A 23,476-nucleotide genomic window follows, 5' to 3' on the forward strand; every position below is an offset into this window, starting at 1 on the left:
TAATAGAGGAAATATGCGTCGATTTTTGTATTCAAATGGTGACTGGCATGATAAGATTATGCTAGTCCGCTAAAGGATTCTTTATTTTAGAAAAATAGAAAGCGGTTGCAAAATTAATGATTCAGGGGGTTTGTCATCATGGAAAAAGTGATGCGTGATTTCTTTTTATTCTTATCTTCTAACAAGCCGATGACGAAAGCGGCTAAGCAGTACGGGCTGAAATTTGGCGCGAACAGATTCGTTGCAGGAGAAACAGTTGAACAGGCAGTAATGACCATTAAAGAGCTTAACGAAGAAGGCCTATGTGTAACACTCGATTGTCTTGGTGAGTTTGTAGACAATGAGCAGGAAGCAGAAGAAATCACAGAGCTATGTATTGATGCGGTCCGTGCAATCGGTACAAACAATCTGGACTCAGAGCTTTCACTGAAATTGACCTCTTTAGGACTTGATCTTTCAGAAGAGATTGTCCTTGAAAATATGAGAAGAATCCTTGATGCGGCAACAGAGCACGGCGTCTTTGTAACGATTGATATGGAAGACTATGAGCGCTGTGGTAAAACGCTGGCGGTCTTTACACAGCTGAAGTCTGAATATGATAACATCGGGACTGTCATTCAGGCTTACCTTTACCGGACAGAAGAGGATATCAAAATGCTGAATGAATATTCTCCAAACCTCCGTCTTGTAAAAGGTGCCTATAAGGAATCACCGGAAGTTGCATTCCCTGAAAAACGGGACGTGGATGAGAACTTCAAAAAGATAATTAAAATGCATCTATTAAATGGTAACTACACAGCAGTTGCCACGCATGATGATGCAATGATTGACTATACATTACAGCTTGTTGAAGAGCATGGTATTTCAAAGGATCAATTTGAATTCCAGATGCTTTATGGTATCCGTGAAGAGCGTCAGAGAGAGCTTCACAAGCAGGGCTACAAAATGCGTGTGTACACACCATTTGGCACTGACTGGTACGGCTACTTCATGCGCCGCCTCGCAGAACGCCCGCAGAATGTGGCGTTTGTAGCGAAGGGGATTATTAGTAAGTAATCGCAGGACTGTCCAAAATTGGGCAGTCTTTTTCATTTGGCTTCGGATGTGACGGATTGAGACAAGTGATCGGGAGCATTACGACAACTTTCGGCGGGATTGCGACAAGTAACCTGGTGTATCACGACAACTTCAGGTGGGATTGCAACAACCCAGCCGGAAACTGCGACAACTGGAGCGGCGGCCCTGCATGCACTTGGGAAACATGCTTTTGTTACTTAAGGGCATGAAGAGGGCGTGATACAAACAACATTTGTTCACATACACTAACCTGAGTGTGCAATTACGACAACCTGAATTGAGAAAGCAACAAGTGCCCGGGTGTATCGCAACAACTTCGGGTTGGATTGCAACAAGGCCCGGGTGTATCGCAACAACTTCAGGCAGGATTGCTACAACCCGGCTGTTGCACTTCAAAATTAACTCCTGAAAATTTTTCCACCATATTATGAAAGCGCTTCTAATTTTCTGTTGCTTTATTCTGAAAACTTTATTAAGATAGAAATGTAGAGAATTTTCTTATATTTTTTTGCCGTAAAATGAATGAGTATTCATTCAAAAATGCGGATTCAGTTCAAAGGGGGATCTTTAACAGATGAGACACATTCAAAAAGCAGTAGTGATCGGCTCGGGTGTCATGGGCTCAGGGATTGCTGCCCACCTTGCAAATATCGGTATTCCATCGCTTCTTCTGGACATCGTGCCGAAGGAATTAACAGAAGCGGAACAGGCAAAAGGGCTGACACTTGAGAGCCCGCAGGTCAGAAACCGCCTGAGTCAGGGAGCTGTACAAAAACTATTCAAGCAAAAACCTGCACCACTGGCATCAAAATCAAATGCTGCCCTCATTACAGCAGGGAACCTGGAAGATCATATGCAGCAGCTTGGTGAAGCCGACTGGATCATTGAAGTGGTTGTTGAAAACCTTGACGTAAAAAAGAAAGTATTTGAAAAAGTAGATCAGTACAGAAAGCCTGGAAGTATTGTAAGTTCAAATACATCAGGTATATCAATAGAAGCAATGGTTGAGGGAAGATCTGAGGATTTCAGTAAACATTTCCTTGGGACACACTTCTTCAACCCGCCGCGTTATCTGAAGCTGCTTGAAGTAATCCCGGCTAAGTCAACTGACCCGGAAGTTGTTCAATTCATGAAAACATTCGGTGAAGACACGCTTGGTAAAGGGGTTGTATTTGCAAAGGATACACCTAACTTTATTGCCAACAGAATCGGAACATACGGTTTACTAGTGACGGTAAAAGAAATGCTGAAAGGCGGATACAGCGTTGGAGAAGTTGACTCAGTTACGGGTCCATTAATCGGCCGTCCGAAAAGTGCCACATTCAGAACACTTGATGTCGTTGGACTTGATACGTTTATCCATGTAGCGAAAAACGTCTATGATCAGGTAGAGGGACAGGAAAAAGAAGTATTTGACGTGCCTGACTTCATGCTGAAGATGCGTGATAACGGATGGCTTGGCAGTAAATCAGGTCAGGGCTTCTTTAAGAAAGAAGGAAAAGAGATCCTTCAGCTGAATCCGGAAACGCTTGAATATGAAGCGCGCGGAAAATTAAAAGCACCTTCAGTTGAAATGGCAAAGCAGGAAAAAGGATTCCCGGGCAAGATGAAAACGCTCGTTTACGGAAAAGATCGTGCATCAGAGCTGCTCTGGTCTATCCTTTCACCAGTGCTTGTCTACTCAGCAGAACTGAATGGTGAAATTGCTGATGATCTCACTGGGATTGATCAGGCAATGAAGTGGGGCTTTGGCTGGAATAAAGGACCATTTGAGACATGGGACGCAATCGGCGTTGCCAAATCTGTTGAGCGTATGAAAGCTGAAGGGCTGAACGTACCTGAGTGGGTAGAGGAGATGATCGCTAACGGTCATGACACGTTCTATAAAGAAGAAAACGGCGACCTTTTCTTCTATCATAACGGTGCATATCAGCCGGTAGAAGAAAATGAAAAAGTGATCAATCTGAAACGCCTGAAGAAAAAGAACGGTGTCATTAAGAAGAACTCAGGTGCAAGCCTGATTGACCTTGGAGACGGCGTTGCACTTCTTGAATTTACTTCACCTAACAATGCGATCGGTATGGACATCACGCAGATGATCAATTACGCAGTAGATGAAGTATCTAAAAATTATAAAGGTCTTGTGATCGGTAACCAGGGTAAAAACTTCTGTGTCGGTGCGAACCTTGCCATGATCCTGATGGAAGCACAGGATGATAATATATTTGAAATTGATATGGTTGTAAAGCACTTCCAGCAGGCGATGCTGAAGCTGAAATACAGCTCATTCCCGGTTGTAGCAGCACCATTTGGTATGACGTTAGGTGGCGGAACAGAAGTTTGTCTGCCGGCTGATCATATTCAGGCATCTGCTGAAACATATATGGGTCTTGTAGAAGTTGGCGTTGGACTAATTCCTGGCGGCGGAGGTAATAAAGAGCTTTATCTGAATTACTATAACAGTCTGCCAAAAGGTGTAGACTTCGACCTTCAGAAGGTAGCAAACAAAGTGTTCGAAACGATTGCGATGGCAAAAGTATCAACATCTGCTGCGGAAGCAAGAGAATACAACTTCCTGAGCCAGTCTGATGGCATCAGTGTAAATGGTGATCATCTGATCTATGATGCGAAGCAGGCAGTACTTCATTTAGCTGAAAACTATACAGCACCTGTGAAGAGAAAGGTGCCTGTTGTCGGAGAAACCGGATACGCAACACTGCTTCTTGGAGCACAGTCGATGTATCAGTCAGGATTTATCTCAGAGCACGATTTGAAAATCGCGAAGAAATTGGCATACGTGATCGCAGGCGGAAAAGTACCTTATGGAACGGAAGTAGATGAAGAGTACCTTCTTCAGCTTGAAAGAGAAGCGTTCCTGAGCCTGATCGAAAAGCCGAAATCTCAACAGCGCATGCAGCACATGCTTGTAAAAGGAAAACCGCTGCGTAACTAATTAGTAGTTTATAGCCGCTGTGGTTTCTGCGCAGGACCAAACTTTATTTATTAAATGAATAAGCAACTTTAACATTCAAATAACCATCCAGTCGAACGGAGCGGAGGGCGGTGACTCCGACGGGATTAGACGGACAGGTGAGACCCCGGAAGCGAAGCTGAGGAGGCTCACCGCCGTCCCCGCGGAAAGCATCCGCCCGGAGCGCAGTTCGACGGTCAAATCAGTTAAATCGAGCATTTAAGGGGGAGCACTATGCGTGAAGCAGTAATCGTTGCCGGAGCGAGAACTCCGGTCGGTAAAGCAAAAAAAGGATCACTGGCACATGTACGTCCGGATGATTTGGGCGCACTTGCTGTCAGAGAAACATTGAAGCGTGCAGGAAACTACGACGGTGAAATTGATGATCTGATCTTCGGCTGCGCAATGCCGGAAGCAGAACAGGGAATGAACATGGCGCGTAATATCGGTGCACTTGCAGGTTTAAATTACACAGTACCTGCCATCACGATCAACCGCTACTGTTCATCCGGTCTTCAGTCAATTGCCTATGGTGCAGAGCGTATTATGCTTGGGCACGCAGACACAATCATTGCAGGCGGAGCTGAATCTATGAGCCTTGTCCCAATGATGGGACATACGGTTCGCCCGAATTCAAAAATCGCAGAAGAAATGCCTGAATATTATATGAGTATGGGTCACACAGCAGAGGAAGTTGCAAAGAAATACGGAATTTCCCGTGAAGACCAGGACGCGTTCGCAGTCAGAAGTCACCAGAAAGCAGCTAAAGCTGTACACGGCGGTATATTTGATGAAGAGATTGTACCTGTTGAAGTGACACGACGTACAGTTGGAAAAGATCATAAACTGAAGGAAGAAACGTTTATGTTCTCAAGAGATGAAGGCGTTCGTCCTGACTCATCAGTAGAATCCCTGGGTAAACTTCGCCCTGCATTTTCAATGACCGGTTCAGTTACAGCAGGGAATGCTTCTCAGACGAGTGATGGTGCTGCAGCTGTTATGGTGATGGATCGCGAAAAAGCAGAATCACTTGGACTGAAGCCAATCGCTAAGTTCCGATCATTCGCAGTAGGTGGTGTACCACCTGAAATCATGGGTGTAGGTCCGGTTGAGGCGATTCCGAAAGCTTTGAAGATTGCAGGGCTTTCTCTTTCTGATATTGATTTATTTGAACTGAATGAAGCTTTTGCTTCCCAGTCGATTCAGGTGATCAGACAGCTTGGACTGAACGAAGAGATTGTCAACGTAAACGGCGGTGCGATTGCACTTGGTCACCCGCTTGGCTGTACAGGGGCAAAGCTGACTTTGTCACTGCTTCATGAACTGAAGCGCAGACAGCAGCAATTTGGCGTTGTCACAATGTGTATTGGCGGCGGAATGGGCGCAGCAGGCGTCTTTGAAATGATTAACTAAGATTGTTTTTAATTAGAAATAAAATATTCAACTGTAAACTAAGCAGCGATTGGAGCGGAAGGCGGCGACTCCTGCGGCAGGAAGGGACAGGTGAGACCGAGCATGGCGTAGCCTGCGGGCTCACCGCCCGGCCGCGGAAAGCGTCCGCCTGGAGCGAAATGAGCAGCGTTTATAAAGTAAAAAAGGGAGGAATTTTTCATGTCAAACGAAACAAAAGCATTGGTTAAAGGCGGCAGCTTTCTGATTGAGGATGTTGAGGCTTCTAACGTATTCACACCTGAGGATTACACAGACGAGCAGAAAATGATTGCCAAAACAACTGAGGACTATGTTATCAACGAAGTTGTTCCTGAAGTAGAACACATCGAAAACCATGAATTTGACCGTTCAGTTAAGCTGCTGAAGAAAGCAGGGGATCTTGGTCTACTAGGAGCAGATGTTCCTGAAGAGTACGGTGGCCTTGGACTAGATAAGGTCAGCTCAGCTTTAATCGCTGAAAAAATGTCACGCGCGGGCGGTTTCTCAATCACTCACGGTGCACACGTTGGAATCGGTTCACTGCCAATCGTTCTTTTTGGTAACGAAGATCAGAAGCAGAAGTATCTGCCAACACTTGCCACTGGTGAGAAAATTGCAGCATACGCACTGACTGAGCCTGGTTCAGGTTCTGATGCACTTGGCGCTAAAACGACTGCTAAGCTAAATGAAGCAGGCACTCACTATGTACTTAACGGTGAAAAACAGTGGATCACAAATGCAGGCTTTGCTGATGTATTTGTTGTCTATGCAAAAATCGACGGCGAGCAGTTCTCTACATTTATCGTAGAACGTGAGTTCCCTGGCGTTTCAGTTGGCGCTGAAGAGAAGAAGATGGGTATTAAGAGTTCTTCTACTCGTACGCTGATTCTTGAAGACGCTGAAGTTCCGGTTGAGAACCTTCTTGGTGAAGCTGGAAAAGGTCACGTGATTGCATTTAACATCCTGAACATCGGCCGCTACAAGCTTGGCGTAGGTACAGTAGGAGCTTCTAAGCGTGCGCTTGAGCTTGCTGTAAAATATACAAATGAGCGTAAGCAGTTCAATACACCAATCTCAAGCTTCAACCTGACAAAGGAAAAGCTTGCGACAATGGGTGCGAAGCTTTATGCAACAGAGAGCTCAGTTTATCGTACAGTAGGTCTGTTTGAAGATCGTATGAGCCAGCTGTCTGATGAAGAAATCAAAGACGGTAAAGAAGTGGCAAAATCAATCGCTGAATATGCAATTGAGTGCTCACTGAACAAAGTGTTCGGTACTGAAGCACTTGATTATATCGCAGATGAGGCAGTTCAGCTGCACGGCGGTTACGGCTTCATGCAGGAGTACGAAGTGGAACGCATCTACCGCGACTCACGTATCAACCGTATTTTTGAAGGTACAAACGAAATCAATCGTCTGTTAGTACCAGGCACTTACCTTCGTAAAGCAATGAAGGGAGAACTGCCATTGCTTCAAAAAGCACAGGCGCTTCAGGGAGAACTGATGACGATGATGCCTGAAGAAATCAGCGATGAGCCATTGAAGCAGGAAGAGTATCTTGTAAAGAATGCGAAGAAAATCGGCTTACTTGCTGCAGGTCTTGCTGCACAGAAGTATGGCAAAGCGCTTGAAGCGGAGCAGGAAGTTCTTGTGAACATTGCTGATATCGTATCACTGGCGTATGCAATGGAGTCTTCACTTCTTCGTACGCAAAAGGCTGTTGAGAAATCAGGTCTTGAAAAGAACCAGCAGAAGGTTCTTTATACACAAATCTTCTGTCAGGAAGCGTTCAATCAGATTGAGCAGCATGCGAAAGAGACACTGATTGCTGCTGAAAGCGGAGATTCACTTCGCATGATGCTTTCTGCTCTTCGTAAGTTCACTCGTTTCACTCCGGTGAATCTGATTCCGGTGAAGCGTGAAGCGGCTGCTAAGCTGATTGATGCTGAGAAATTTGTGGTTTGATAAATAAATAAATCTTACTTGAAAAGCCTGAAACGATTATGTTTCAGGCTTTTTAACCGTTCCGCTGCGCTTCAGGCGGACGCTTTCTGGACGGAGCCTGCTGAGCCTGCTGAGCCTCCTCACCTTTGGTTGCGTGGTCTCAGCTTCCCTCTATTCGTCCCGGAGTCGCCGCCTTACGCTCCGCTGCACTATAATAGTATCCATTAATTTATCAGGCACTTCAGCTTTATTGTAAGTTTACTTTTTTCACAAAAGCACCTTTAATTGACTTCCTATAAATAAATCTTTACGATATGTTTAAACTTTTAAACATATAGACGTAAGGAGAGTAGGTATATGAATGTTTTAATTACGGGTGCTTCGGGCGGTATTGGAAAGGAAATGGCGAAGCTTTTTGCTGAGAAGGGTCATACGTTGATTCTTGCGGCGAGAAGTGAGGATAAGCTGAATGAACTGGCGACAGATCTTGCTGAGCAATATACGATTAAGACCCATGTTTTTAAAAGTGACTTATCAAAATCCGGTGCTGCCGAAGCTCTTTTTGAGCAGGTGCAATCGCAGAGTCTGAAAGTCGATATTCTGATTAATAACGCAGGCGTAGGACTTTTCGGAGAATTTCACCAGACTGACCTGCAGAAGGAACAGGAAATGATTCAGCTGAATATCACTTCTTTAACCGAACTGACAAAGCTTTTCGGACGGGAGATGGTGAATGCCGGGTCCGGAAAAATTCTGAATGTCGCTTCGACTGCTGCATTCTTCCCGGGGCCGTTAATGGCGGTTTACTACGCGTCTAAAGCTTATGTAAAATCATTTACAGAAGCATTGGATAATGAATGGGCTGAACTTGGTGTGCAGGTATCAGGATTATATCCGGGACCTACAAGCACAGGGTTTAAAGACACTGCAGAGCTGAATGATTCAAAGCTGTTTAAAAATGGTACGATGAAAGCGCAGGCTGTTGCAAAAATTGCTTATATCGAATTCATGAATGGGAAAAAGCAGATTATTCCTGGCGGGATGAACAAGCTGCAGTCTAAAGCGAGCCGACTAATATCGAGATCAGCTGCTGCAAATATTGTCAGGAAAACACAGGAAAGAGAATAATTTTTATTAATAGAGGTGACAACGATGGGGGAACAGGCAGAAAAAGCATTTCGGGATTGTATTCCGTTATTTCAGGCGTTAAGTGATCCTTATCGTCAGGATATTGTCTTAATGCTTTCAGATACAGATTCAATGACAGTAAACGAATTAACGGAAAAGCTTCCACTCTCCCGTCCTGCTGTTTCTCATCATTTGAAAATTCTGCGTGAACAGGGTATTTTAAAAATGCAGCAGCATGGAACGCAGCGCAATTACTCCCTTGCACTTGAGGGAGCGCTAGACACATTAAAGCATCTGATTATTACGGTGGAAGACCGGTGTTATTAAAAAGGAGGAATTAGCATGGCGATTACTTTTTATACTTATCCAAAATGCGGTACGTGCCGCAAAGCTAAGAAATGGCTGGATCAAAATGAGGTGTCATACGAAGAAATTCATTTAATTGATTCACCCCCTTCAAAAGAAGAACTTTCTGAGCTACATAAGAAGAGCGGTCTCGAACTGAAGAAGTTCTTTAATACAAGTGGCGTAAAGTACCGCGAGCTTGGCCTGAAAGATAAACTGGCTGATATGTCAGATGATGAAAAGCTTGAACTGCTGGCTTCAGACGGCAAGCTGATCAAGCGTCCGCTGACAACTGATGGCACACAGGTCACAGTCGGATTCAAAGAACCTGAATTTGAAGAAAAATGGCAGGGGTAAATCAGAAACAATTCTTGTTTTCAGGCACCTGTTATGCCAATATGAAATAGTATAGAAATCAATTCATATGCGGAGGGAAAACACATGAGTTCACCAAAAGAATTACGTTATTCAGAAGAACACGAATGGGTAAAAGTTGAAGACGGTAAAGCACGTATCGGTATCACTGAATTCGCACAGTCAGAACTTGGCGATATCGTATTCGTTGAACTTCCGGAAGTAGGCGATGAACTGCAGGCGGACGAGCCTTTTGGCAGTGTTGAATCTGTTAAAACAGTTTCAGAGCTATACGCACCAGTCAGCGGTAAAGTTGTTGAGGTCAATGAAGACCTTGAAGACAGCCCTGAGTACGTTAACGAATCACCATACGAAAAAGCGTGGATGGTGGTTATTGAACTTTCTGATGAGTCAGAGGTTGACGAACTGATGGACGCTGAAGCATATGACAAAATGACAGACGAAGATTAATTGATGTGCCGTTCACCTGGTTGGGTGGACGGTTTTTTAATTTGAACCGGCTCACTGGGGACGGAGTTAAGTGATTCATTCTTGTAATCACTCTAAAAGTTTTAGTCAACGCCGTCCCTGCTGTGCTCAGTAGTTTGTAAAAGTAAATATTCATACTTGCACAGCTGATGATTGGAGCGGAAGGGGGCGACTCCTGCGGCGGAAAGGGACAGGTGAGACCCTGTAATGCGAAGCATGAAGGGGCTCACCGCCCGGCCGCGGAAAGCGTCCCCCTGAAGCGGAAATCATCAGCCATTGTTTCAACGTAACCCAAAGAGATTTTCCTCATCTCATTTACTTGCAATTATCCACAGTACAGGCGACAATTAAATCAGCAGCATACCATGTAAGAAAGCCGTGCGATCCTTAGGTGAGGGTGTGATGGGAAATGGAGTGCAAAAAGGTTATTATTGTTGAGGGGAAGTCAGATAAGCGCAAGGTACAGCCGATTATCAGAGAACCTGTTGACATTATCTGTACAAACGGCACAATCAGTCTGACAAAGATGGATGAACTGATTGATGAATTGTATGAAAAGGATGTCTATGTGCTAGTCGATGCAGACGATGCAGGTGAAAAGCTGCGTAAACAGTTTAAAAGAGAAATGCCAGAAGCGGATCATCTGTATATCGACAGAGCGTATCGGGAGGTTGCAACTGCCCCTGATCAGCACCTGGCAGTCATTTTAGCCGGTGCAAACATTGATATTTACACTGAGTTTTTAGAAAAAAGGATGAATCTTTAATGATAAAAGAATGGACAATAGAAGATCTGGACAGCCGTCTGCAGGAGAAAAAGCAGTCGGCGATGTATCTGTATACGCCAATGTGCGGCACCTGTAAGCTTGCAGGAAAAATGCTTGAGGTTACAGCCGCTGCGATTAAAGACACTGAAATTGGTAAAGCTGATCTGAATTACGTTGAACCGCTGGCTGAACGCTATCAGATTGAAAGTGTTCCATGCCTGCTGTTATTTAAAGACGGTCAACTGGTACGTAAAATGTATAAGTTTGAGTCGGTTCCAACGATCTTTGAAGCATTTGGAGAGTTATCGCGACAGCCTGTTTAAAAATGAATGTGCAATTTTGAAAAAAATTCGTTGACATTATTTTTAGGATCATGATACGATTTGTCTCGTACTCTTAATGAATCTTAACTAAATACGCAAAACTCTTATCAAGAGCGGCGGAGGGAAGTGCCCTATGAAGCCCGGCAACCGACAGTTTACTGGAAAGGTGCCAAGTCACACAGGTTAAAACCTGGCAGATGAGAGAAAGCCGTTTTAATTTTGGACGCCTTTCTGCTCATCACGCAGAGAGGCGTTTTTTATATAAAAGTGGTCAATTTATGGGGTCACTTTAATGTTCCGCTTTAACGGGATAATAAGTTAATTTACGAAAGTAGGTGATGGTATGATAACCATCTCAGATGTGAAAAAAGTTTTTAAAACAAAAAGCGGTTCACTGACTGCAGTGGACAAAGTGAACCTGAATATTCAGGAAGGCGAGATCTTCGGTGTTATTGGCTACAGTGGTGCCGGTAAAAGTACATTAATCCGTATGCTGAACGGTCTTGAACAGCCTTCAGAAGGTAAAGTTGACATAAATGGCAAGCTGATCTCCTCAATTAAAGGAGGAGACCTCAGGAAAGCACGGCAGAAAATCAGTATGATCTTCCAGCATTTCAATCTTCTCTGGTCAAGAACTGTAAGAGAAAATATTTCATTTCCGCTTGAAATCGCTGGTGTACCGAAGCAGCAGAGATTAAAAAGAGTCGATGAATTAATTGAACTGGTTGGGCTTGAAGGACGGGGGGATGCTTACCCATCACAATTAAGCGGCGGACAAAAGCAGAGAGTCGGCATCGCAAGAGCACTTGCAAATGATCCTGAGGTACTGCTTTGTGATGAAGCAACATCCGCACTTGATCCTCAGACAACTGATTCAATTCTTGAACTGCTGGTTGATATCAATAAACGCCTTGGACTGACTATTGTTCTGATTACACATGAAATGCATGTAATCAGAAAGATCTGTCACCGCGTTGCTGTTATGGAAGGCGGTAAGGTTGTGGAACTTGGCGATGTCCTTGAGGTATTCAAACAGCCGAAGGAAAACATTACAAAACGTTTCGTACAACAGGTAACAGAGCCTGAGGAAACAAAAGATACGATTGAACATCTGCTTAAAGAATATCAGGACGGTAAAGTTGTGAAGCTGACATTTGTAGGTGAATCAGCTGAGCAGCCGGTTGTGACAAATCTGATCCGTTCGTTTGAACTGCAGGTAAATATTCTGCAGGGGAAAATTTCTCAGACGCAAAATGGTGCATACGGCTCACTATTTATTCATTTACACGGAAAGCCGGACGAGCTGGCCCGCGCCATTGAGTTTCTGGAAGCGGCAAGTGTTGGAGTGGAGGTGATCACACATGATTGAGCAGATTTTTCCGAACGTTGACTGGCCGGTCATGTGGGAAGCAACCTATGAAACGATCTATATGACGGTCCTGTCAGTTGTGATCACGTTTGTCTTAGGTTTAGCGCTTGGATTGCTTCTGTTTCTTACTTCAAAGGGAAACCTTTGGGAGAATAAAATTGCCTACGCGATTACAACTGCACTTGTAAATATTTTCAGGTCCATACCATTCATTATCCTGATCGTTCTGCTGATTCCGTTTACAAGATTTCTTCTTGGGACGATCCGGGGAGCAGATGCGGCATTGCCTGCGCTGATTATCGGAGCGGCACCGTTTTATGCAAGGATGGTTGAAATCGCACTCCGTGAAATCGATAAAGGTGTCATAGAGGCAGCAAGATCAATGGGTGCAAAAGTAAGTACAATTATTTTTAAAGTATTATTGCCTGAATCAATGCCGGCTCTTATTTCAGGAATTACTGTTACCGCGATCGCGCTTGTCGGTTATACGGCGATGGCCGGTGTAATTGGAGCAGGCGGACTTGGTAACCTGGCATTCCTTGACGGGTTCCAGCGAAGCAGAGATGACGTCACACTTGCAGCGACGATCATCATCTTAGCCATCGTCTTCATTATTCAATTTTTTGGAGACTTCTTCACCAACAAACTTGATAAACGCTAATTTCGTGATTAGCTTTTTATAATTTGTGCTATTAAATCCATCAATGATTTTGCACAGCTGATGATTGAAGCGTAAGGGGGCGATTCCTGCGGCAGGAAGGGTCAGGCGAAGCCTGCGGGCTCAGCGCCCGACCGCGAAGTCCCCCTGAAGCGGAAATCAGCAGCCACTTTTACAAAGACAAAAAACACATTTAAGGGAGAGAATCACACATGAAAAAATTCGTAGCAGGAACATTCGCAGTAACAAGCATTTTCGCACTAGCCGCTTGCGGTTCAGATAACTCAGAAGAAGGCATTGGTACAAGTGAAGACGGCGAACCGGTTGAACTGAGAGTCGGCGCATCTAACGTACCTCACGCAGAGATCCTTGAGCAGGCACAGCCGCTTCTTGAAGAAGAAGGTGTAGACCTTCAGATCGAGCCATATCAGGACTATATCCTGCCAAACCAGGACCTTGAATCAGGAGAAATTGACGCAAACTACTTCCAGCACGTACCATATCTTGAGTCACAAATTGCAGAGCACGGCTATGACTTTGCAAACGCTGGCGGAATTCACATCGAGCCGATCGGTGTATATTCTCAGGAGCACGAATCACTTGAAGATCTGCCGGAAGGTGCTGAGATTCTAATGAGTAATTCAGTGGCTGACCACGGGCGTATTCTTACAATGCTTGAAGCACAGGGTCTGATCACACTTGATCCTGAAGTTGAAAAAACAGCAGCAGAAGTATCTGATATTGTAGAAAACCCTAAAAATCTTCAGTTTGAAGCAGATTATGAAGCGGCACTTCTTGTACAGCTTTATGAAAATGGAGAAGGCGACGCTGTTCTAATCAACTCTAACTACGCAATTGATGCAGGAATCAATCCGCTTGAAGACTCAATTGCACTTGAAGATTCAGATTCACCTTATGTAAACATCATTGCTGTAAACAGCGGTGAAGAAGATAACGAAGCAGTTCAGAAGCTTGTTGAAGTACTGACTTCTGAAGAAATCCAGGATTTCATCTATGAAGAATGGGGCGGCGCAGTCGTACCGGTTGACGCTGAATAATGTGTTTGTAACTGTCCAGGCTGTGCCTGGGCAGTTTTTTTATGTTTTGTTGCAAGGGCAGAGGGAGGTTTGTCGCGATTTTTGCCGTATCTGTAGCAATATGCGTTGAGGTTGTAGCGATACACCCGGGAAGTTGCCGTTATCAGCTGGCAGATTGTCGCAGTCACCCCTGCCTCTTGTCGTCATCCCCTTGCAGGACGCTGTAATCAAAATGTCATATACAAACACAGTCTGCATTGCATCACCCCGACTAAAAAAGAACTCACCCACAAAAAAATTAAAAACTTTCATCCATTGATACATAAACAATGTAAACCCTTACACACCTCAGGTGAATATTTGTAATAGTGAAAAAATTATGCTAGGGTGTTTATTAAGTTTTCTGGCGGGTAATACACCAACTAGTAAACAATTTTGGTTAAATTTTGGAAACTAAGTCACGGACAAAAAAACGAAAAGGAATGATTCATTATCCATCCTATTAAAGTTGATTTTACAACTGACATGGAGAAGCAGATGCTAAGTTCGCACGGAGTTGGTTACGAAACGTATATGAGAGATCACGATGTGCGTATGAATGTGGAAATGAAACGCGAAAAAGAGTACAAAAAGTCGCAGGACTTAGTCCAGGAACTTGAAGGTAAAGTCATCAATCATTTATAATAGTAGAGAAGTGAAAAAGTCAGTGTATCCTACACTGACTTTTTTGATTGTAAAGGCAAGGGTCAACGTCATTTGATTCTAGTTTTAATTTGTTATAAGATTAGAATGAGAATAAATTGAGAATGGTTCTTCCATTTCAAATTCATATACAAACGGAGGTAATTAGACAATGGCTTCAACTTTAGTAATTAAAGATCTTCACGTTGAGATCGAAGGCAAAGAAATTTTAAAAGGTGTAAACCTTGAATTAGATAGCGGTAAGATTCACGTTATTATGGGACCAAACGGAACAGGTAAATCAACGCTTGCTTCAGCAATTATGGGACACCCTAAGTTTGAAGTGACAAAAGGTGAAGTACTGCTGAACGGTGAAAACGTTCTTGAAATGGAAGTGGACGAGCGTGCACTTGCAGGTCTATTCCTTGCAATGCAGTACCCAAGTGAAATCACTGGCGTAACAAATGCAGACTTCCTTCGTTCTGCAATCAATGCACGCCGTGAAGAAGGCCAGGAAATTTCTTTAATGAAGTTCATTAAAGAATTAGATAAAAACATGGACTTCCTTGAAATGGATCAGAACATGGCACAGCGTTACCTGAATGAAGGTTTCTCAGGCGGGGAGAAGAAGCGTAATGAAATTCTTCAGCTGATGATGATCAAACCTGAATTCGGTATCCTTGACGAAATTGACTCAGGTCTTGATATTGATGCACTGAAAGTTGTATCTAAAGGAATTAACAAAATGCGCAGCGAAGACTTTGGCTGCCTGATTATCACTCACTATCAGCGTCTTCTTAACTACATCGAGCCTGATTTCGTTCACGTTATGATGCAGGGCCGCGTTGTAAAATCCGGTGGACCTGAACTGGCTCAGCGCCTTGAAAGTGAAGGTTATGACTGGATCAAACAGGAACTTGGTATTGAAGACGAAACTGTAGGACAAGAAGCGTAACTGATAGGAGGATGAATATGACGACACAAATGAAATTGCCGGTTGATCAGCAAGCGGTGCAGGCTTTCTCAGAAAAGAACGGCGAGCCTGGCTGGCTGTCGTCCCTTCGATTGGACGCACTTGCGAAAGCAGAAGAGCTGCCATTGCCGAAGCCGGATAAAACGAAAATTGATAAATGGAATTTCACACAGTTTGTAAACCATACTGTGGATAGCGAAGTATATGCTTCACTGGAAGAGCTTCCTGAAACAGTGAAGTCTCTTGTAGATGCTGAGAAGCAGGAAAACCTGTATATCCAGCGCAATAACACACCAGCTTACCTGAAACTGTCTGACAGCCTGAAGAGCAAAGGTGTGATTTTCACAGATATTTTAACTGCGGCGAAGGAACACCCTGAGCTAGTAGAACAATATTTCATGAAGGACGCTGTACAGGTGGACGAGCATAAGCTGACTGCACTTCATGCAGCGCTTGTAAACGGCGGAGCATTCCTTTATGTTCCTAAAAATGTTGAACTTGAAGAGCCAATCCAGGCTGTTTACGTTCACGATAATGCAGATGCAGCGCTATTCAACCACGTATTAGTTGTGGCTGAAGAAAACTCTTCAGTAACGTATGTGGAATCTTATCTTGCAACTGAAGGTGCCGGTGAGTCACTTGCGAACATCATCACTGAAGTAGTAGCAAAAGATAACGCGCGCGTTGTATACGGAGCGGTTGATAACCTGTCAGAAGGTACAACAACTTACGTAAACCGCCGCGGCACAGCAGCCCGCGATGCAAAAATCGAGTGGGCGCTTGGTATGATGAACGATGGAGATACAATCTCAGAAAACATCACGCATCTGATCGGCGACAACTCTCACGGCGATACAAAAATGGTTGTAGTCGGCCGTGGTAACCAGAAGCAGAACTTTACAACAAACATCAGACACTGGGGTAAAAACTCAGAAGGATATATTCTGAAGCACGGTGTTATGAAGGATGCGGCTTCTTCTATCTTTAACGGAATCGGTAAGATCGAGCACGGCGCGACGAAAGCAAACGCTGAGCAGGAGTCACGTGTACTCATGCTGAGTGAAAAAGCACGCGGTGATGCAAACCCGATCCTTCTGATTGATGAAGATGATGTAACAGCTGGTCACGCAGCTTCAGTTGGCCGCGTTGATCCAATGCAGCTGTTCTATCTGATGAGCCGTGGTATTTCTCAAAGAGAAGCAGAACGTCTTGTGATTCACGGTTTCTTGGCACCTGTTGTAACAAACCTTCCAATTGAAGGCGTTAAGCAGCAGCTAACAGAAGTCATTGAAAGGAAAGTGAATGTATGAATGTCGAAGAGATCCGCAGACAGTTTCCAATATTGGACCAGGAAGTAAACGGTCAGCCGCTTGTCTATCTTGACAGCGCAGCTACTTCTCAAAAACCGCTGTCTGTGATCCAGGCGCTTGATGAGTACTATAAAGGGTACAACTCAAACGTACACCGCGGTGTACACACGCTTGGAACCCGGGCGACAGACGGGTATGAAGGAGCTCGCGAAAAAGTTCGTAAATTCATTAATGCCGCAACCTCTGAAGAAGTGATCTTCATGCGCGGTACAACCACAGCGATTAATACAGTCGCTCAAAGCTATGGTCAGGAAAATGTAAAAGAAGGCGACGAAATCGTCATTACACATATGGAGCACCACAGTAATATCATCCCATGGCAGCAGCTGGCGAAAAGAACCGGTGCAACACTGAAGTATGTACCGCTTCAGGAAGATGGCACGCTGTCACTTGATGATGTGCGTGAAACGATCACATCAAACACGAAAATTGTTTCGATCATGATGGTTTCAAACGTACTCGGCACAATGAACCCGATTAAAGAAATCACACAGATTGCCCATGAAAATGGTGCAGTCATGGTGGTTGACGGTGCACAGGCTGCACCTCATATGAAGGTAGATGTGCAGGATCTTGACTGTGACTTCTTTGCATTCTCAGGACACAAAATGGCCGGACCGACTGGTATTGGCGTTTTATATGGAAAGAAAAAACACTTGAACGCAATGGAGCCGGTTGAATTCGGCGGAGAGATGATTGATTTCGTCGGTCTTCAGGAATCCACATGGAAAGAGCTTCCGTGGAAGTTTGAAGGCGGCACACCGATCATCGCCGGCGCAATTGGTCTTGGGGCTGCGATTGATTTTCTGAATGAGATCGGTCTGGATGAGATTGAGAAATATGAGCACCACCTCGCAGCCTATGCGATGGAGAAAATGTCTGAAATCGATGGCCTGACCATCTACGGACCTAAAGATCCATCTAAGCGTGCAGGCCTTGTGACTTTTAATCTTGACGACGTTCATCCACATGATTTAGCCACTGTACTTGATGCAGACGGTATTGCGATTCGTGCAGGTCATCACTGTGCGCAGCCGCTGATGAAATGGCTTAATGTCTCTTCAACGGCACGTGCAAGCTTCTATCTGTATAACACAGAAGAGGATATTGACCGTTTGGTAAGTGGACTCGTTAAAACAAAGGAGTATTTCAGCGATGTCTTTTAATAACTTAGACCAGCTGTATCGTCAGGTGATTATGGATCACTATAAGAATCCGCGTAACAAGGGTGAAATTGAAGACAGTGTGACTGTTGATATGAACAACCCGACATGCGGTGACAGAATCCATTTAACACTTGATGTGCAGGATGGGATTGTCAAAGAAGCAAAGTTCGATGGCGAAGGATGCTCAATCTCAATGGCGTCTGCTTCTATGATGACGCAGGTCATCAAAGGCAAGCCGGTTGATGAAGCATTAAAATATTCTCAAATCTTTTCAGATATGATGCTAGGCAAAGAATACGATGATTCAGTAGACCTTGGTGATATTGAAGCACTGCAGGGTGTCGCAAAATTTCCTGCCCGTATCAAATGTGCAACACTTTCCTGGAAAGCAATGGAGAAGGGGATTGACCAGCAGTCTGAATAACTGCAAACAAAGAAGGAGGAATCATCATGGCGAAAAAAATGCCCGAAGTTGGCGATTATAAATATGGCTTCCATGACAAAGACGTATCGATTTTCCGTTCAAAGCGTGGTCTGACGCGTGAAATCGTGGAAGAAATTTCCCGTATGAAAGAAGAGCCGGAGTGGATGCTGAACTACCGTCTGAAGGCTCTTGAACAGTTTTACAACATGCCAATGCCTCAGTGGGGCGGCGACCTAAGCGGACTGAACTTTGATGAAATTACGTACTATGTTAAGCCATCAGAGCGAAGCGAGCGCAGCTGGGACGAGGTTCCAGAGGAAATCAAGCGTACATTTGATAAGCTTGGTATTCCTGAAGCTGAGCAGAAGTACCTTGCAGGTGTATCTGCACAGTACGAATCAGAGGTTGTATACCACAACATGAAAGAAGATCTTGAAGAAATGGGTATCGTCTTCAAGGACACTGATTCAGCGCTTAAGGAAAACGAAGAGCTTTTCAAAAAGCATTGGGGAACTGTTATTCCTTCAGGAGATAACAAATTCTCAGCACTGAACTCAGCAGTATGGTCAGGTGGATCATTCATTTACGTTCCTAAAGGCATAAAAGTTGATACTCCACTACAGGCGTACTTCCGAATCAACTCTGAAAACATGGGTCAGTTCGAGCGTACACTGATCATTGCTGATGAAGGTTCAAGCGTTCACTACGTTGAGGGTTGTACAGCACCGGTTTATACAACGAACTCACTTCATAGTGCCGTTGTTGAAATCATTATCAAAAAAGATGCTTACTGCCGTTACACGACGATTCAGAACTGGGCAAACAACGTGTTTAATCTGGTTACAAAGCGTGCAGTGTGTGATGCAAATGCAACGATGGAATGGGTAGATGGAAACATCGGCTCTAAGCTGACAATGAAATACCCTGCTGTCATCCTTCGCGGTGAAGGTGCACGTGGTATGACGCTGTCAATCGCACTTGCAGGTAAAGGCCAGCACCAGGATGCAGGAGCTAAAATGCATCACCTGGCGCCAAACACATCGTCAACAATTGTATCTAAATCAATTTCTAAACAGGGCGGTAAAGTAACGTACCGCGGTATTGTACACTTTGGACGTAAAGCACATGGTGCACGTTCTAACATTGAGTGCGATACGCTGATTATGGATAACGAATCAACATCTGATACAATTCCATACAACGAAATTCTGAATGATAACATTTCACTTGAGCACGAGGCGAAAGTGTCTAAGGTATCTGAAGAGCAGCTATTCTATCTGATGAGCCGCGGAATTTCTGAAGAGGAAGCAACTGAAATGATCGTAATGGGCTTCATCGAGCCATTCACGAAAGAGCTTCCAATGGAATATGCAGTAGAGATGAACCGTCTGATCAAGTTCGAGATGGAAGGTTCTATCGGTTAATATGACAAAAACCCGTACTTTTGAAGTGCGGGTTTTTTCGTGTGTTATATGAGGTTTCTGAGAATAGCGACAAATATTTGGCGAATTGCTACACCCCAGCCGGTGATTACAACAAGAACCCGGGCGTATCGCTGCATCCCCAGCCCGAAATGCTACAACTCTGGCAGAAACAGCGACAACAAGCTTCCGAAACACAAAAAAAGACTGCCGCAGCAGTCTTTTTTCAACATATCAGTAAGACAAATCCTCAGATACCTTCCCACTAGAAGCAGGTCTCCACATAAACCCAATCGCTGCGCCAACGAGTGCCGGCAGCATCCAGCCAAGACCAATTTCATACAGAGGCAGATAGGTCATATAAAACGAAGTAACAGCATCAAGTGCTCCATTTGCAATACCAGGAAGTGTGCCAAGCAAAGCATTATATCCATCAACCAGGCTGACGAAGAATGTCAGGAACATCGCGCCAGCATAGATACTGCGTTTGTGGCCGAACAAATTAGATGTCAGTCCAAGCAGGATTAATACAATTGCGAGTGGATATAAGAACATCAGTACAGGAACAGCGTACTGAATAATATTTGTTAAGCCGAAGTTCGCAATTAACAGTGACATCAGTGACAGGATCAATACAAATGTTTTATAGCTGATTTTTGGATACAGCTGATGGAAAAATTCACTGCAGGCAATGATAAGCCCGATACTTGTCTTCACGCAGGCAAGGACAATGATCAGTGCGAGCAGTATTGCGCCAAATGGTCCGAAATAGTGCTGGGCAACTGCTGCAAATGTCAGTCCGCCATTTTCAAATGTACCGACTGCTGAGGGGCTTGATGCACCCATATAAGTGATCAGCCCATAGATCAGCATCATGAGTCCGGTTGCGATCATGCCTGATTTCAGTGTTGTCTGGGCAATCGCTTTTTTATCAGTAATGCCAAGGTTTTTAATCGCATGAATGACGATAATGCCAAATGCCAGTGCACCGAGCGCATCCATAGTGTTATAGCCTTCACGGAAGCCGCTCATAAACGGCAGCGACTGATAATCAGGAGCAGGTGCAGAGAAGCTGCCCATTGGATTAACAATTGTCGTAATGATCAGGATTGATAGGAAAAATAAAAAGACCGGTGTTAAATACTTACCGACAATGTCCATCACTTTTTCAGCCTTTAGCGATAGTACATAGACAATTGCAAAGAATACAATACTGAACACTGCAAGCCAGAGCCTGCTCTGTTCGGGGCTGACAAAGGGTTCAAAGCCCACAGTATACGGAACAGTCGCTGTACGCGGAATCGCGAAAAACGGTCCGATTGTTAAGTAGAGAATTAAAGCAAAAACTGTACCAAAAAGCGGGTGAACGCGACTGGCTAAGTCGTGAAGCCCTTTACTTCCGGATAGTCCGATTGCCAGAATGCCCAGGAGCGGCAAGCCGATTGCTGTGACCAGAAAGCCTGTCAGCGCTGGCCAGAATGATGTACCTGCGAGCTGACCGAGCTGGATCGGGAATATTAAGTTTCCAGCTCCGAAGAAGAGACCGAACAGCATGGTTCCGATTATGATATAAGTTGAAAATGGGATCTTTTGTTGCATAATATAGTCCTTTCCTGTCCCTTTTTAAGGGTGACGCTGTGATGTAATAAAGGTAATCCTAACAAGAATTAAATAGGGTTACAATAGCAATATTCTGTTTTTTTAAAACAGTTTTTATGAGAACGCTTCCTTTTAACAAAAGCTGTTTGAATGCGTATTTTCTGTAAATTCAATCCACTAATCCTGATCATACTCATGCTGCTCAACTGTGATACAATAACGATAATAAATTGTCCGTAAGCAGGTGATCGTGTGATTTATATCGGTTTGACCGGTTGGGGAGACCACCCGGATGTATATGATGAGCATTCTTCAAAGCAGGATAAGCTGAAGGATTATGCAGGGCATTTTCCGATCGTTGAGCTGGATGCCTCTTTTTATGCGGTTCAGCCTGAACGCAATATGAAGAAGTGGGTTGCTGAAACACCTTCTTCATTTAAGTTTATTGTCAAAGCCTATCAGGGGATGACGGGCCATCAGCGTGGAGATATTCCTTTTGATTCAAAAGAGGAGATGTTTAAAGCATTCCGCCTGTCACTCACTTCATTTATAGAAGCAGATAAACTCGGTGTTGTACTGCTGCAATTTCCACCATGGTTTGACTGCCAGAAACAGAATGTTGATTACATAAGATACTGCAAAAAGCAGCTTGAGGGGCTGCCGCTTGCAATTGAATTCAGAAATCAGACGTGGTATTCAGATGAGTTCCGTGATGGGACACTTCAGTTTTTAAAAGATGAAGAACTGATCCACAGTGTGTGTGATGAACCGCAGGCAGGAGAAGGATCCATCCCGCTGATTGCTGAAAGCACGCATAAAGGGATAACAGTTTTCAGGTTTCATGGCAGGAACGTTGCCGGGTGGACAAAAAAAGGGAATGAAAACAGCTGGCGTGAAGTGAGATACCTCTATGATTATACGGATGCAGAGTTAAAGGATCTTGTGCCGGTGCTTCAAAAACTGGACCGGTCATCCGATAAAGTGTATGTATTATTTAATAATAATTCCGGGGGTCATGCTGCCGGAAATGCGAAAACGATGATTGATCTTCTGGGACTGGATTACGGAGGACTTGCACCCCGCCAGCTCGACTTATTTTAGGATTGGGATGAAGTATAAATGGAATGGTTTTTACTGCCTTTAATCGGGCTTGCAGCCGGAGCGGTCGGTTCGCTGATCGGCCTTGGAGGCGGCGTTATTGTTGTGCCTGCCCTGCTGTTTTTTGGGCCGGCACTCATGTGGATTGACGGAATCACGCCTCAGACAGCTGTTGGGATCTCTTTAGTTGTCATGATTTTTACAGGATTATCCTCAACACTTGCTTATTTAAAAACAAAAACAGTTGATGTGAAAAGCGGACTGATATTTTTTGCGGGAAGCGGTCCTGGTGCAATTGTGGGCTCCTATACAAATCAGTATCTGACGCTCGGATCTTTTCATCTGTATTTTGGATTATTCATGATCTTTTTATCGTTTATTCTATTGATCCGCAATAAAATTAAGCCGATTGAAAAGTTCAAAGCGGCATCGTACCAGCGTCATTTTACAGATCCGCAGGGCGTACAATGGTCATACGGATTTCCGCCGGCTGCAGGGGTATTTGCAGCTTTTGCAGTGGGCTTTGCATCAGGATTATTTGGCATTGGCGGAGGTTCTGTCATGGTACCGGTTATGATCATTGCGTTTTTGTTCCCGCCACATGTAGCAGTCGGAACATCGATGCTGATGGTCTTTTTATCTGCATTGCTCGGCTCAGCTTCACATATTGCGCTTGGAAACGTGAACTGGCTGTATGTTGCGCTGCTGGCGCCTGGCGCATGGTTTGGCGCTAAGCTTGGCGCATGGATGAACCAGAAGCTTCAATCAGACAAGCTTGTTTTTGTACTCAGAATCATTCTTGTATTGATCGGGATCAGGTCAATCATTGAAGGAATATACGGCTAAAAGGAT

At 44.3% G+C, this 23,476-nt stretch carries 22 protein-coding genes and 1 riboswitch; of the genes, 21 read left to right on the forward strand and 1 reads right to left on the reverse strand.

Annotated features, from left to right (window positions below):
- The first annotated feature begins 138 nt into the window (after positions 1-138).
- From UFB30_RS15145 to sufB, 19 genes are all read left to right on the forward strand, one after another.
- Positions 139-1,056: a proline dehydrogenase gene (locus UFB30_RS15145; protein ID WP_322422540.1), complete on the forward strand. Its 918-nt coding sequence runs from the start codon at positions 139-141 to the stop codon at positions 1,054-1,056.
- A gap of 595 nt (positions 1,057-1,651) precedes the next feature.
- Positions 1,652-4,030 (forward strand): 3-hydroxyacyl-CoA dehydrogenase/enoyl-CoA hydratase family protein, encoded by a 2,379-nt coding sequence (locus tag UFB30_RS15150; RefSeq protein ID WP_322422541.1) that lies wholly within the window; start codon positions 1,652-1,654, stop codon positions 4,028-4,030.
- Positions 4,031-4,282: 252 nt separating this feature from the next.
- Positions 4,283-5,461: an acetyl-CoA C-acetyltransferase gene (locus UFB30_RS15155; RefSeq protein WP_322422542.1), complete on the forward strand. Its 1,179-nt coding sequence runs from the start codon at positions 4,283-4,285 to the stop codon at positions 5,459-5,461.
- A 198-nt stretch (positions 5,462-5,659) separates the two neighbouring features.
- Positions 5,660-7,444, forward strand: a complete 1,785-nt coding sequence (locus tag UFB30_RS15160) for an acyl-CoA dehydrogenase FadE (RefSeq protein ID WP_322422543.1) — start codon at positions 5,660-5,662, stop codon at positions 7,442-7,444.
- A gap of 336 nt (positions 7,445-7,780) precedes the next feature.
- Entirely contained in the window at positions 7,781-8,551 is a 771-nt protein-coding gene (locus UFB30_RS15165) for an SDR family NAD(P)-dependent oxidoreductase (RefSeq protein ID WP_322422544.1), read from the forward strand.
- Positions 8,552-8,575: 24 nt separating this feature from the next.
- Positions 8,576-8,878, forward strand: coding sequence for an ArsR/SmtB family transcription factor (locus tag UFB30_RS15170; protein ID WP_322422545.1), 303 nt, complete (start codon positions 8,576-8,578; stop codon positions 8,876-8,878).
- Positions 8,879-8,893: 15 nt separating this feature from the next.
- Complete coding sequence (locus tag UFB30_RS15175; RefSeq protein WP_322422546.1) at positions 8,894-9,253, forward strand: arsenate reductase family protein; 360 nt, start codon at positions 8,894-8,896, stop codon at positions 9,251-9,253.
- Positions 9,254-9,337: 84 nt separating this feature from the next.
- Entirely contained in the window at positions 9,338-9,721 is a 384-nt protein-coding gene (gene gcvH / locus UFB30_RS15180) for a glycine cleavage system protein GcvH (RefSeq protein ID WP_322422547.1), read from the forward strand.
- 427 nt (positions 9,722-10,148) lie between these two features.
- Entirely contained in the window at positions 10,149-10,505 is a 357-nt protein-coding gene (locus UFB30_RS15185) for a toprim domain-containing protein (protein ID WP_322422548.1), read from the forward strand.
- Entirely contained in the window at positions 10,505-10,828 is a 324-nt protein-coding gene (locus UFB30_RS15190) for a thioredoxin family protein (RefSeq protein ID WP_322422549.1), read from the forward strand. Before UFB30_RS15185 ends, UFB30_RS15190 begins: the two co-directional genes overlap by 1 nt.
- 101 nt (positions 10,829-10,929) lie before the next feature.
- Positions 10,930-11,032: riboswitch (SAM riboswitch) on the forward strand.
- A 139-nt stretch (positions 11,033-11,171) separates the two neighbouring features.
- Positions 11,172-12,197: a methionine ABC transporter ATP-binding protein gene (locus tag UFB30_RS15195; protein WP_322422550.1), complete on the forward strand. Its 1,026-nt coding sequence runs from the start codon at positions 11,172-11,174 to the stop codon at positions 12,195-12,197.
- Positions 12,190-12,858: a methionine ABC transporter permease gene (locus UFB30_RS15200; protein WP_322422551.1), complete on the forward strand. Its 669-nt coding sequence runs from the start codon at positions 12,190-12,192 to the stop codon at positions 12,856-12,858. The genes UFB30_RS15195 and UFB30_RS15200 overlap by 8 nt, the downstream gene beginning before the upstream one ends.
- Before the next feature lie 209 nt (positions 12,859-13,067).
- Entirely contained in the window at positions 13,068-13,913 is an 846-nt protein-coding gene (locus UFB30_RS15205; protein ID WP_322422552.1) for a MetQ/NlpA family ABC transporter substrate-binding protein, read from the forward strand.
- Positions 13,914-14,429: 516 nt separating this feature from the next.
- Positions 14,430-14,576: a YuzK family famiily protein gene (locus tag UFB30_RS15210; protein WP_322422553.1), complete on the forward strand. Its 147-nt coding sequence runs from the start codon at positions 14,430-14,432 to the stop codon at positions 14,574-14,576.
- Positions 14,577-14,745: 169 nt separating this feature from the next.
- A complete protein-coding gene (sufC, locus tag UFB30_RS15215) occupies positions 14,746-15,528 on the forward strand; it encodes a Fe-S cluster assembly ATPase SufC (RefSeq protein ID WP_322422554.1) in 783 nt (260 codons plus the stop codon).
- Between the two features lie 17 nt (positions 15,529-15,545).
- Positions 15,546-16,856, forward strand: coding sequence for a Fe-S cluster assembly protein SufD (gene sufD, locus UFB30_RS15220; protein WP_322422555.1), 1,311 nt, complete (start codon positions 15,546-15,548; stop codon positions 16,854-16,856).
- Entirely contained in the window at positions 16,853-18,082 is a 1,230-nt protein-coding gene (locus UFB30_RS15225) for a cysteine desulfurase (protein WP_322422556.1), read from the forward strand. Before sufD ends, UFB30_RS15225 begins: the two co-directional genes overlap by 4 nt.
- Positions 18,072-18,506: a Fe-S cluster assembly sulfur transfer protein SufU gene (sufU, locus tag UFB30_RS15230; RefSeq protein WP_204730859.1), complete on the forward strand. Its 435-nt coding sequence runs from the start codon at positions 18,072-18,074 to the stop codon at positions 18,504-18,506. Before UFB30_RS15225 ends, sufU begins: the two co-directional genes overlap by 11 nt.
- A gap of 26 nt (positions 18,507-18,532) precedes the next feature.
- On the forward strand, positions 18,533-19,930 hold the full coding sequence (gene sufB / locus UFB30_RS15235) for a Fe-S cluster assembly protein SufB (protein WP_322422557.1): 1,398 nt from the start codon (positions 18,533-18,535) through the stop codon (positions 19,928-19,930).
- A gap of 231 nt (positions 19,931-20,161) precedes the next feature.
- On the opposite strand, the gene brnQ is transcribed toward sufB, so the two are convergent.
- Positions 20,162-21,526, reverse strand: a complete 1,365-nt coding sequence (gene brnQ, locus UFB30_RS15240; protein WP_322422558.1) for a branched-chain amino acid transport system II carrier protein — start codon at positions 21,524-21,526, stop codon at positions 20,162-20,164.
- A 252-nt stretch (positions 21,527-21,778) separates the two neighbouring features.
- On the opposite strand from brnQ, the gene UFB30_RS15245 reads away from it, so the two are divergent.
- Positions 21,779-22,627 carry a DUF72 domain-containing protein gene (locus UFB30_RS15245; RefSeq protein ID WP_322422559.1) on the forward strand — a complete coding sequence of 283 codons (849 nt, stop codon included), beginning with the start codon at positions 21,779-21,781 and terminating at the stop codon, positions 22,625-22,627.
- Between the two features lie 18 nt (positions 22,628-22,645).
- Entirely contained in the window at positions 22,646-23,470 is an 825-nt protein-coding gene (locus tag UFB30_RS15250) for a sulfite exporter TauE/SafE family protein (RefSeq protein ID WP_322422560.1), read from the forward strand.
- Positions 23,471-23,476: the final 6 nt, after the last annotated feature.

It is taken from the genome of Jeotgalibacillus haloalkalitolerans (genome assembly GCF_034427455.1).
GTDB classification, from domain to species: domain Bacteria; phylum Bacillota; class Bacilli; order Bacillales; family Jeotgalibacillaceae; genus Jeotgalibacillus; species Jeotgalibacillus haloalkalitolerans.

Coding starts and splice junctions, on each gene's coding strand:
- sufB (WP_322422557.1), top strand. CDS start 18,533: ATGGCGAAAAAAATGCCCGAAGTTGGCGATTATAAATATGGCTTCCAT.
- gcvH (WP_322422547.1), top strand. CDS start 9,338: ATGAGTTCACCAAAAGAATTACGTTATTCAGAAGAACACGAATGGGTA.
- sufC (WP_322422554.1), top strand. CDS start 14,746: ATGGCTTCAACTTTAGTAATTAAAGATCTTCACGTTGAGATCGAAGGC.
- UFB30_RS15195 (WP_322422550.1), top strand. CDS start 11,172: ATGATAACCATCTCAGATGTGAAAAAAGTTTTTAAAACAAAAAGCGGT.
- UFB30_RS15170 (WP_322422545.1), top strand. CDS start 8,576: ATGGGGGAACAGGCAGAAAAAGCATTTCGGGATTGTATTCCGTTATTT.
- sufU (WP_204730859.1), top strand. CDS start 18,072: ATGTCTTTTAATAACTTAGACCAGCTGTATCGTCAGGTGATTATGGAT.
- UFB30_RS15155 (WP_322422542.1), top strand. CDS start 4,283: ATGCGTGAAGCAGTAATCGTTGCCGGAGCGAGAACTCCGGTCGGTAAA.
- UFB30_RS15145 (WP_322422540.1), top strand. CDS start 139: ATGGAAAAAGTGATGCGTGATTTCTTTTTATTCTTATCTTCTAACAAG.
- UFB30_RS15225 (WP_322422556.1), top strand. CDS start 16,853: ATGAATGTCGAAGAGATCCGCAGACAGTTTCCAATATTGGACCAGGAA.
- UFB30_RS15175 (WP_322422546.1), top strand. CDS start 8,894: ATGGCGATTACTTTTTATACTTATCCAAAATGCGGTACGTGCCGCAAA.
- UFB30_RS15210 (WP_322422553.1), top strand. CDS start 14,430: ATGCTAAGTTCGCACGGAGTTGGTTACGAAACGTATATGAGAGATCAC.
- UFB30_RS15250 (WP_322422560.1), top strand. CDS start 22,646: ATGGAATGGTTTTTACTGCCTTTAATCGGGCTTGCAGCCGGAGCGGTC.
- UFB30_RS15200 (WP_322422551.1), top strand. CDS start 12,190: ATGATTGAGCAGATTTTTCCGAACGTTGACTGGCCGGTCATGTGGGAA.
- UFB30_RS15205 (WP_322422552.1), top strand. CDS start 13,068: ATGAAAAAATTCGTAGCAGGAACATTCGCAGTAACAAGCATTTTCGCA.
- UFB30_RS15185 (WP_322422548.1), top strand. CDS start 10,149: ATGGAGTGCAAAAAGGTTATTATTGTTGAGGGGAAGTCAGATAAGCGC.
- sufD (WP_322422555.1), top strand. CDS start 15,546: ATGACGACACAAATGAAATTGCCGGTTGATCAGCAAGCGGTGCAGGCT.
- UFB30_RS15190 (WP_322422549.1), top strand. CDS start 10,505: ATGATAAAAGAATGGACAATAGAAGATCTGGACAGCCGTCTGCAGGAG.
- UFB30_RS15160 (WP_322422543.1), top strand. CDS start 5,660: ATGTCAAACGAAACAAAAGCATTGGTTAAAGGCGGCAGCTTTCTGATT.
- UFB30_RS15150 (WP_322422541.1), top strand. CDS start 1,652: ATGAGACACATTCAAAAAGCAGTAGTGATCGGCTCGGGTGTCATGGGC.
- brnQ (WP_322422558.1), bottom strand. CDS start 21,526: ATGCAACAAAAGATCCCATTTTCAACTTATATCATAATCGGAACCATG.
- UFB30_RS15165 (WP_322422544.1), top strand. CDS start 7,781: ATGAATGTTTTAATTACGGGTGCTTCGGGCGGTATTGGAAAGGAAATG.